This window comes from Kitasatospora putterlickiae, assembly GCF_039527695.1.
In the GTDB taxonomy this organism is placed as follows: Bacteria; Actinomycetota; Actinomycetes; order Streptomycetales; family Streptomycetaceae; genus Kitasatospora; species Kitasatospora putterlickiae.
Map to the genome: position 1 here is coordinate 57,428 of NZ_BAAAKJ010000198.1, position 9,653 is coordinate 67,080.

A 9,653-nucleotide genomic window follows, 5' to 3' on the forward strand; every position below is an offset into this window, starting at 1 on the left:
GCTCGCCGACACTGGACGCGGCCCGCGGCCGCGGTCACCTGGTGGTCGGCGCCAAGGAGGACCAGCCCTACCTGGGCCAGAAGAACCCGGCCACCGGCGAGTACTCCGGCTTCGACATCGAGATCGCCAAGATGGTCGCCGCCGACCTCGGCTTCGGCCCGGACCGGATCCAGTTCAAGACCATCGCCTCCGCCAACCGCGAGACCGCGCTGCAGAACGGCCAGGTCGACTACTACGTCGGCACGTACACCATCAACGACAACCGCAAGAAGCTGGTCGGCTTCGCCGGGCCGTACTTCCTGGCCGGGCAGTCGCTGCTGGTGCGCAAGAACAACAAGGACATCAACGGCCCGCAGGACCTGGACGGCAAGACGGTCTGCTCGGCCTCCGGCTCCACCCCGTACCAGCGGATCCAGAAGCAGTACCCGAAGGCGCACCTGATCGGCTACGACACCTACTCGGCCTGCGTGGACAACCTGATCACCTCCCAGGTGGACACCGTCACCACCGACAACACCATCCTCATGGGCTACGCGGCCAAGGTGCCGGACGAGCTCAAGGTGGTCGGGGAGCCGTTCTCCCAGGAGCCGTACGGGATCGGCACGCCGAAGAACGACACCGTGCTGCGCGCCGCGCTCAACGACGCGCTGGCGCACCACGAGCAGAACGGCGACTGGAAGAAGGCGTACGACGCGACCCTCGGCCTGTCCGGGGTGCCCGCGCCCGCTCCGCCGCCGATCGACCGGTACTGAGGAAGGGCCGGGTTGTGAAAACGCTGACCGACAACTGGTCGACCTACTGGGACGGCTTCCTCGGCACCCTCTCGCTGTTCGCGGTGAGCGCCGTGCTGTCGCTGGTGCTCGGGGTGCTGATGGCGAGCTTCCGGGTCTCGCCGGTGCGCCCGCTGCGGGTGTTCGGCACCACCTGGGTGACCCTGCTGCGCAACACCCCGCTGACCCTGCTGTTCTTCATCGTCGTGCTGGGCCTGCCGCGCTTCGACATCACCCTGCCGTTCTTCACCTTCGCGGTGCTCGCGCTCGGCTGCTACACCTCCGCGTTCGTCTGCGAGGCGATGCGCTCGGGTGTGAACACCGTGCCGGTCGGGCAGGGCGAGGCGGCCCGCAGCCTGGGCATGACCTTCGGCCAGACGATGGGACTGGTGGTGCTGCCGCAGGCGTACCGCTCGGTGATCGCCCCGCTCGGCAGTGTGATGATCGCGCTGGCGAAGAACACCGCGATCGCCGGCTCGTTCAGCGTCACCGAACTGCTCGGCACCTACCGGACCATCAACGAACTGGGCTACAGCATCATCTGGACCTTCGTCTGGATCGCCGTCGGCTACCTGATCATCACCCTGGCCATCAGCGCCGTGTTCAACCTGATGGAACGACGACTGGCGGTGTCGCGATGACGGTGGAATCCTCGGCGCTCTACGACATCCCCGGCCCGAAGGCGCTCGCCCGGCACCGGCTGTACGGCGGGATCGCGCTGCTGGCGATCGCCGCGCTGATCGGCTGGATCGTCTACATGCTCTTCCACACCAACCAGTTCACCGCGGCCAAGTGGACGGCCTTCCAGTACGAGGGCGTCCAGGACCTGCTGCTGCGCGGGCTCGCCAACACCCTCAAGGCCTTCGGCTGGACGGTGCTGTTCGCCCTGCCGTTCGGCGCGCTGTTCGCCGTCGGGCGGCTCTCCGACCACCGGGTGGTGCGCTGGCTGTCCACCCTGGTGGTGGAGTTCTTCCGGGCCATGCCGCTGCTGGTGATGATCTTCTTCATCTTCGTCGCCCTCAAGGTCGCCCCGCTCTGGGCGCTGGTGGCCGGGCTGGTCCTCTACAACGGCTCGGTGCTCGCCGAGGTGTTCCGGGCCGGGGTGCTCGCGGTGCCCACGGGCCAGCGGGAGGCGGCCTTCGCGCTCGGCATGCGCAAGTTCCAGGTGATGACGTACGTGCTGGTGCCGCAGGCGGCGCGGGCGATGCTGCCGGCGATCATCAGCCAGCTGGTGGTGGCGCTCAAGGACACCTCGCTGGGCTTCCTGATCACCTACGAGGAGTTCCTGCACGCGGGCAAGCTGATCGCCACCAACCTGGACTACGACCTGCCGTTCATCCCGGTGGTCATGGTGATCGCGCCGATCTACATCGGCATGTGTCTGCTGCTCTCCTGGTTCGCCCACTGGGTCGAGCGGCGCAGCCGGCGCAGCCCGAGCGTGCGCGGCGGAGCCCCGGTGGCGCCGGCCGAGGTGGCGATGGGGGTGCCGCCGTCCGCGCAGCCGTGAGGAGGTGGTCCGGAGGCGGGTGGTTCAGCGGTAAACCATAGGTGTGAGCGAGGTCTGGCTCGGTACCTCCAATTTCTGCTTATGATTGCCGGACAGCGACCCGACGGCCGGACGGAGCGACAGTGGAGCCGGTGTTCGACTCTCGGCACATCAGGACCTTCCACGAGGTCGTCCAGGCCGGCTCCTACTCGGCGGCCGCCCGGGAACTCGGCTACACCCAGCCCGCCATCACCCAGCAGATGAAGGCCCTGGAGCGCACCGTCGGCCTGCCGCTGTTCACCCGGGCCGGCCGCGGACTGCGGCTCACCGAGGCGGGCGAGGCGCTCGCCCGGCACGCCGAGCAGATCCTCGGCAGCCTCTCCGCCGCCCAGCAGCAGCTCGCCGCGCTGGGCCGGCTGCGCGCCGGACGGGTCCGGGTCTGCGCCTTCCCGAGCGCCAACGCCACCCTGATACCGGAGACGATGGCCCGGCTGCTCGCCGAGCACCCCGGCGTGCGGGTCGAGCTCCTGGAGGCCGAGCCGCCGGACTCGGTGCAGCGACTGCTGCGCGGGGAGTGCGACATCGCGCTGGCCTTCCGCTATCCCGGGGCGCCCGCGGAGGTGCCGGACGGGCTGGACGAGATCCCGCTGATGGAGGACCTGCTGACCGTGCTGCTGCCGGTCGGCCACCCGCTCGGGCGCCGGCACGCCGTCCGGCTGGCCGACCTCGACGGGGAGCGCTGGATCGCCGGCTGTCCGCGTTGCCGGGCCAACCTGCTGCACGTCTGCGCCGAGGAGGGCTTCGCCCCGGACATCGTGTTCTCCACCGACGACAACCTCGCCGTGCAGAGCCTGGTCGCCGCCGGGGTCGGGATCGCGCTGATGCCCGCGCTGGTGCTCTCCTTCATGTGCCACCGCAAGGTCACCGGCCGGGCCGTCGAGCCGCACCTGCGGCGCCAGGTCAGCGCGTACGTGCTCCGCGAGCACCGGCGGATCCCGGCGACCGCGCTGGTCCTGGACCACCTGCGGCAGGCCGCCGCCGCGCGGGTGGGGTGCTGAGCCCGGCCGATCGATAAGCGGTGATGGGGGGAGAGCGAAAGAACCCTCCTTGGACGTGATGGCTCGGTGGCGGCGAACCTGCCGGCATGACAACGTCAGCCACGGTCGGCAGCGGCCGGCTCACCGAGCGCATGACCGCCCTGGTCGGCGGGATCCGCGCGGTCGTGGACCGCGGCCTGCCCCCCGAACTCACCGCCTACCTGGTCGGCGAACGGCTCGCCCCGCACCTCGGCGACGCCGAACTGCTCACCGCGGACCAGCGCGAGGGCGATCCCGAGCGCTACCGCCAGCACGTCCTGCACGCCGAGGAGGACGGCTCCTTCTCCGTCGTCGCGCTGGTCTGGCTGCCCGGCCAGCAGACCCCGGTCCACGACCACGTCTCCTGGTGCGTGGCCGGGGTCCACCAGGGCCAGGAGAGCGAGACCCGCTACCGGCTGGTCTCCGACGGGCGCACCGCCCACCTCGTCGAGACCGAGCACCTGGTCGGCCCGGCCGGCACCGTCGCCGCCTTCGCCCCGCCCGGCGACATCCACCGGGTGCGCAACGCCTGCTCCACCACCGCCGTCTCGATCCACGTGTACGGCGCCGACGTCTCCCGGCTCGGCACCAGCATCCGGCGCGTCTACCGGCTGCCCGCCGGCGAGGAGCGGTGAGCCCCGCATGGCCCTGACCCTCCGGGACCGCGCGGTCCGGCCGTCGCGCGCCCGCGCCCTGCCCCCGCTCGGCGGCGACGCCCCCGGCCTGCTGCTCGCCGCGCTCGGCGTCGCCGCCGCGTTCGCCGTCCACCGGGCCGTGCCCGCCGTGCCCGGCCTCACCGCCGCCGTGGTGCTCGGCGTCGCCGACGCCCACCTGCCCGGCCTGCGCCCGGTGGTCCGCGGCGTCGCCCGGCCCGGACTCTCCACCGCCGGCAAGCGGCTGATGCGCCTGGGCATCGTGCTGCTCGGCCTCAAGCTGAGCCTCGACGACGTGCTCGGCCTCGGCTGGGCCGCCGTCGCGATGGTGCTCACGGTGGTCGCCGCCACCTTCACCAGCACCCTCTGGCTCGGGCGCCGGCTCGGCCTGCCCGGCGACCAGCCGCTGCTGGTCGCCACCGGCTACTCGATCTGCGGCGCCTCGGCGATCGGCGCGGTCAGCCAGGCGGCCGGCAGCGAGGAGGAGGACGTCGCCGCCTCCGTCGCCCTGGTCACCCTCTGCGGCACCCTGGCGATCGCCGTCCTGCCGCTGCTGCAGCACCCGCTCGGCCTGGACGCGAGCGGCTTCGGCCGCTGGGTCGGCGCCAGCGTGCACGACGTCGGCCAGGTGGTCGCCACCGCGCAGACCGGCGGGGCGGGCGCGCTGCGCGAGGCCGTGCTGGTCAAGCTGATGCGGGTGGTGCTGCTGGCACCGCTGGTCGCCGGGGTCGCGGTGGCCGCCCGGCGCTCGCACCGGCGGGCCGGCACGGAGCCGGTCGGCGGCAAGCGGCCGCCGCTGGTGCCGCTGTTCGTCGCCGGGTTCCTGGCCATGATCGCGCTGCGCACCACCGGCGTGCTGCCCGAGCGGGCCCTGACCCTCGCCGGGGACGCCCAGGAACTGCTGCTGGCGGCCGCGCTGTTCGGGCTCGGCAGCGCCGTCCACCTGCCGACCATGGTGCGCACCGGCGGGCGGATCGCGCTGCTGGGGCTCGGCTCCTGGGTGATGGTCGCGGGGGTCTCCTACGCCGGGGTGCTGGCCATCGGATAAACACCGGGCGTCCGCCACGGGTTGGGCTATTGTCGGGCGGGTGGCCCGGCCGGTCGGCGGGGCCCGCGCGTCCGTGTCCGCGAGCACCGTGGAGGAACCCGCCGCATGTCGACCGCACTGCCCGAACGCGACGGCTCCGCGGCCGTCGTCACGCTCGACCGGCGCGAGGGCCCGTACGGGGAGGTGGCGCTGCGGCGGCGCGGCGGCACCTACGAGATCATCGCCAACGGCTGCTTCCTGATGGACACCGCCGACGGGCGCTCCGAGCGGCTGCTGGTGCGGGCGGCGCTGGACGAACTGGAGCGGACCGGTCCGGTGGCGGCGCCGTCGGTGCTGATCGGCGGGCTGGGCGTCGGCTTCGCGCTGGCCCACGCGGCGGCCGAGCCGCGCTGGGGGCGGATCGCCGTGGTGGAGCGCGAGGGCGCGATCATCGACTGGCACCGGGGCGGCCCGCTGGCCGCCTTCTCGGCCGGCGCGCTGGACGACCCGCGGGTCGACGTGCTGCACACCGACCTGCTGGAGTACCTGGCCGTCGCCGACGGCGTCCACTACCACGCGCTCTGCCTGGACATCGACAACGGACCGGACTGGACGGTCACCGACGGCAACGCCGGGCTGTACGGCCCGGACGGGCTGGCGGCGCTCCGGCGGCGGCTGGAGCCGGGCGGGGTGCTGGCGGTGTGGAGCGCGCGGCCGTCCGGGGCCTTCGAGGGGGCGCTGCGGGCGGCGGGGTTCACGGACGTGACGACGCGGGAGGTCGCGGTGGCCCGGGGCGTGCCGGACGCCGTGCACCTGGCCCGCCGCGCGCGGTGAGCGCGTGACGGGCCAGGCGTCGGACCGGGAGCGCGGTCGCGTCGGGCCGTCGGCTACTTCAGACCGTTGTCCACCGCGGCCATGAGCTCGCCGTTCGGGGTGTCACCGTCGAAGGCCCAGATCATCGCGCCGGCCAGCCCCTGGGACTTGATCCAGGCGGTCTTGCGGGCGATCTCGGTCGGGTCGTCGTAGGTGTAGAAGACGTTCCCGTTGTAGATGTAGGAGTGGCCGGCCACCGGGTCGCGGTAGATGGTGTAACCACCGGTGGTGGCCATGTCCTTGAGCCGCTTGTAGTCCTCGAAGCCCGCCTCGTAGGTGCCCGGGCCGGGGCCCGTCGCGGTCTGGAAGAGGCCGTTGGTGGTGCCGCGCGGCACGCCCGTCCAGCCGCGTCCGTAGAACGGGATGCCCAGTGTGAGCTTGCTCTTCGGGGCGCCGCCGTCCACGTACGCGGCGATCGCGACCTCGGAGCTGAACTGGCGGGCCGGCGGGTTCGGGTCGCCGGCGGCGACCTTGATGCCGGACTGCTGGTTGGTGACCATCTCCCAGCCGCCGTGGTAGTCGTAGCCCTGGATGGTGGCGAAGTCGAAGGCGCCGAACAGGCCCGGGATGTCGATGCCCGCGGTGACCTTGGCCGGGTCGGCCGGGAGGAAGGCGCTCAGCGTGTAGTGCTTGTTGGTGGTGGCGCCGAGGGCGTCCAGCTGACGGCGGAACTCCTGGGCCAGCAGCGTGTAGTTGGCCTTGTCGGCGGGCCGGAAGATGTTCCCGGTGTGGCCGTCGGAGTTCGGCCACTCCCAGTCGAGGTCGATGCCGTCGAAGATGCCGGCCGCGCTGCCCGCGCCGCCGCGGCCGTCGATCACCGGCAGGTTGCCCTTGATGTACATGTCGACGCAGGAGCTGACCAGGGCCTTGCGGGAGGCGTCGGTGGCCACCGCGTCGGAGAACCACTTGCTGTACGACCAGCCGCCCAGCGAGATCTGGATCTTGAGGTTGGGGTACTTGGCCTTGAGCTGCTTCAGCTGGTTGAAGTTGCCGGCCAGCTTCTGCTCCCAGGTGTCGGTCGTGCCGGCCACCGAGTTGCCGGCGTCCCAGCCCCTGCCGAAGTCGGCCCAGGCGTCACCGGCGCCGTCGCCCGCGTTCGGGTCGTTGTCCGGCCCGGCCGCCTTGTTGGTGATGAAGCACTGCTTGGTGGTCGGGTGGATGTTGGCGAAGGCGTAGTTGATCACCGAGAGCCGGCCGGCCGAGCCGGAGGTGTCGAGCTGCTTCACGCTGTAGCCGCGGGCGTAGACGCTCCACTGGGTGAAGTAACCGATCTTCAGCGCGCCGCCGGTGCCGCCCTTCTTGGTGCGGCCGGTCACCGGGCCGGAGACCGGGGAGACGTTGCCGGCCGCGTCGCGGGCCTTCACCGTGAAGGTGTACTCGGTGTCCGGGGCCAGGCCGCCGACGGTGCCGGAGGGGCTGGTGACCGTGGTCACCAGGCCGTTGCCCGCGGTGATGTCGTAGGCGGTGACGCCGACGTTGTCGGTGCTGGCCGCCCAGCTCAGCGAGATCGAGCTGGAGTCCGAGCCGGTGACGGTCGGGGTGCCCGGGGTGGTCGGCGCCTCCTTGTCCTCGATCGGCGGCGGGGTGGTGACGCTCACCGGGCCGGCCGCCGCCGAGCGGTTGCCCGCCGCGTCGAAGGCCTGGACGGTGAACCGGTAGGTGGTGCCGCCGGTCAGGCCCTGCACCGTGACGGCGGTGGTGGCGCCGTCGGTGGTGGCCACCTTGGTGCCGTCCTTGTACACGTCGTACCCGGTGACGCCGACGTTGTCGGTGCTCGCCGTCCAGGAGAGCGCCGCCGTGGTCTGGGTGACGGTGCCTGACGTCAGCGCGCCCGGGACGGACGGCGGGGTCAGGTCGTCACCGCTGCCGTCGCACGGCTTGCCGTTCAGCTTGCAGTTCGTCAGGGGCTGGTAGGCGCCCGAGTAGGCGATGTTGAAGCCGACGTTGTAGGTGCCGCCGACCGGCAGGGTGGAGGCCCAGCCGGGGTTCTTCACCGTGACGTGGGAGGCGGAGGTGGTGTACGAGGCGTTCCACAGGCCCGCCACGGTGTTGCCGCCGGGCAGGTCGAACTCCAGCGTCCAGCCGTTGACCGGGGCGCTGGAGCCGTTGGTGATGGTGTAGCCGCCCTCGTAGCCGCTGCCCCAGTCACTGCCCTTGGTGAGGGCCGCGGTCAGGGACCCGGCGGCGGCCTGGGCGGCCGTCTCGGAGGCGGCGTGGGCGAGACCGGCGGGGAGGGCGGCACCGAGCAGGGGGACCAGCAGCGTCCCGGCTGCGAGCAACGGCAGGCCGTTCCGACGTTTGCGCATGGATGTGGCTCCTGTCCTGGGGCGCCCCCGGGGCAGGCCCGGACGCCCCGTACCCGTGGGGAGGTGTCAGGTGCGTGGAGCAGCGTGCTCCGGGCCATGGGGGCGGCGCGGAACCGGTCCTCGGGGCCGTCGGGGTGCCACGGGGGATCCTGTGCCGAGAGTAGGGAGCGGAGGATGAACTGGCAATAGGTCTCTACCACTTGTCGATCGTGGAGGTGACCAGGTGGCGGACGGCGACCGCCCCGGCGACCGGAGTCGCCAGGGCGGTGGTGGTGCGGCGGCGCGGGTTCGGCCCGGGCCTGTGCCCGGTCCTCAGCCGAAGGGGCCCTGCTCCGGGGCGGCGGCGGGCGGCGGCGGTGCCGGGGCGTCGTCGGGCTGCGGGGCGAAGGGGTTGAAGTCCGGCGGCGGGACCATCACCGGCGTGCCCTTGGCCGGCGCCGGTGCCGGGGTCGGAGCCGACGCGGGGACGGCCGGCGGGGCGCTGGGCGGCGCCGGGATGGTGGTGCCGAACGGGTCGCTGGGCTGGTCCGCGGCGGTCACCGTGCCGAACGGGTCGGTCACCGGCGCGGCCGCGGGCTGCGGGGCGGCGGCCGGGAGCGGTTCGGCGGCCGGGGTCCCCATGATGCCGAACGGGTCGAAGTCCGGAGGCGGGACCATCACCGGCGTGCCCTTGGGCGGGGCGGGCGGGTCCGCGGCCTCGGCGGGCACCAGGATCGGCTGGGCCGGGGTCGGGTCGGCGACCGGGGCGAAGGGGTTGAAGTCGGCCGGCGGGATCCGGACCGGCGTGGCGCCCTCCGGGGGCGCGGGCGGCGCCGGGGGAGCCGGGGGAACGGCCGGGGCGGGCGGCGAGGGTATGGCGGCCTCGGGCACGGCCTCGGCGGGCGGGGCGACGGTCGGCGCGGGCGCCACCGCGGCCGGGGCGACCGGGGTGGCGGGCACGCCGTCCCAGCCGAACTGCACGCTCTTCAGCAGCTCCGCGAAGACGTCCGTGTACAGCTCCCAGTCCTGCGGCTGCGCGGTGGTCAGCTGCACGCAGAGCACCGAGACCCCGTCCGGCAGCGGGACGAACGCCTCCACCACCGAGGTGACCGCCCAGCGGCGCCCCCCGTCGGCGGCCAGCGGGCCCGGCACCGGGACGCTGCGCCCCTCGACCAGGACGGCGGCCGGTCCGGCGGGCAGCAGCACCGTCCAGACCTCGGCGTGCCGGCGCACGGTGGCCAGTTCGGTGGCGAGCCCGGTGATCGGCAGCGGGTGGCGGGCCAGCGAGACGACCAGGGTGGCCTCGGTCGGCCGGCCGTCCAGGTGGAAGGCGCCGATGCCCGCGTAGACGGCGCCGGCGGTGGTGACGGTGTCCGCCAGGGCGGCGGCGATCAGCGCGAAGTCGCGGCGCTCGGCCGTACCGGCGCCGCTGAACAGCTCCTCGGCGGTCTCCGCCAGATGGGCGGTCAGGGCGGCGGCCGCC

At 73.2% G+C, this 9,653-nt stretch carries 8 protein-coding genes and 1 pseudogene; 7 read left to right on the forward strand and 2 right to left on the reverse strand.

What is annotated here, in order from left to right; all coding sequences use genetic code 11:
• From ABD308_RS20040 to ABD308_RS20070, 7 genes are all read left to right on the forward strand, one after another.
• Window positions 1-752, forward strand: a 752-nt coding sequence (locus tag ABD308_RS20040; protein WP_344337173.1) for a glutamate ABC transporter substrate-binding protein, incomplete at its 5' end; no start/stop codon positions are given.
• Window positions 753-766: 14 nt separating this feature from the next.
• Window positions 767-1,411 (forward strand): amino acid ABC transporter permease, encoded by a 645-nt coding sequence (locus ABD308_RS20045; protein ID WP_344337175.1) that lies wholly within the window; start codon window positions 767-769, stop codon window positions 1,409-1,411.
• Complete coding sequence (locus ABD308_RS20050; protein WP_344337177.1) at window positions 1,408-2,277, forward strand: amino acid ABC transporter permease; 870 nt, start codon at window positions 1,408-1,410, stop codon at window positions 2,275-2,277. Before ABD308_RS20045 ends, ABD308_RS20050 begins: the two co-directional genes overlap by 4 nt.
• Before the next feature lie 131 nt (window positions 2,278-2,408).
• Window positions 2,409-3,314, forward strand: coding sequence for a LysR family transcriptional regulator (locus tag ABD308_RS20055; RefSeq protein WP_344337179.1), 906 nt, complete (start codon window positions 2,409-2,411; stop codon window positions 3,312-3,314).
• Window positions 3,315-3,400: 86 nt separating this feature from the next.
• On the forward strand, window positions 3,401-3,967 hold the full coding sequence (locus tag ABD308_RS20060; protein WP_344337180.1) for a cysteine dioxygenase family protein: 567 nt from the start codon (window positions 3,401-3,403) through the stop codon (window positions 3,965-3,967).
• 7 nt (window positions 3,968-3,974) lie between these two features.
• Window positions 3,975-5,033, forward strand: coding sequence for a YeiH family protein (locus ABD308_RS20065; protein WP_344337181.1), 1,059 nt, complete (start codon window positions 3,975-3,977; stop codon window positions 5,031-5,033).
• Between the two features lie 105 nt (window positions 5,034-5,138).
• Window positions 5,139-5,846, forward strand: coding sequence for a spermidine synthase family protein (locus ABD308_RS20070; RefSeq protein ID WP_344337183.1), 708 nt, complete (start codon window positions 5,139-5,141; stop codon window positions 5,844-5,846).
• Window positions 5,847-5,899: 53 nt separating this feature from the next.
• On the opposite strand, the gene ABD308_RS20075 is transcribed toward ABD308_RS20070, so the two are convergent.
• Together ABD308_RS20075 and ABD308_RS20080 are read right to left on the reverse strand one after the other, a co-directional pair.
• Window positions 5,900-8,191: a glycosyl hydrolase family 18 protein gene (locus ABD308_RS20075; RefSeq protein WP_344337185.1), complete on the reverse strand. Its 2,292-nt coding sequence runs from the start codon at window positions 8,189-8,191 to the stop codon at window positions 5,900-5,902.
• A 312-nt stretch (window positions 8,192-8,503) separates the two neighbouring features.
• Window positions 8,504-9,653 (reverse strand): annotated as a pseudogene (locus tag ABD308_RS20080) (hypothetical protein); the annotation flags it as partial.

Coding starts and splice junctions, on each gene's coding strand:
- ABD308_RS20065 (WP_344337181.1), top strand. CDS start 3,975: ATGGCCCTGACCCTCCGGGACCGCGCGGTCCGGCCGTCGCGCGCCCGC.
- ABD308_RS20060 (WP_344337180.1), top strand. CDS start 3,401: ATGACAACGTCAGCCACGGTCGGCAGCGGCCGGCTCACCGAGCGCATG.
- ABD308_RS20075 (WP_344337185.1), bottom strand. CDS start 8,191: ATGCGCAAACGTCGGAACGGCCTGCCGTTGCTCGCAGCCGGGACGCTG.
- ABD308_RS20050 (WP_344337177.1), top strand. CDS start 1,408: ATGACGGTGGAATCCTCGGCGCTCTACGACATCCCCGGCCCGAAGGCG.
- ABD308_RS20070 (WP_344337183.1), top strand. CDS start 5,139: ATGTCGACCGCACTGCCCGAACGCGACGGCTCCGCGGCCGTCGTCACG.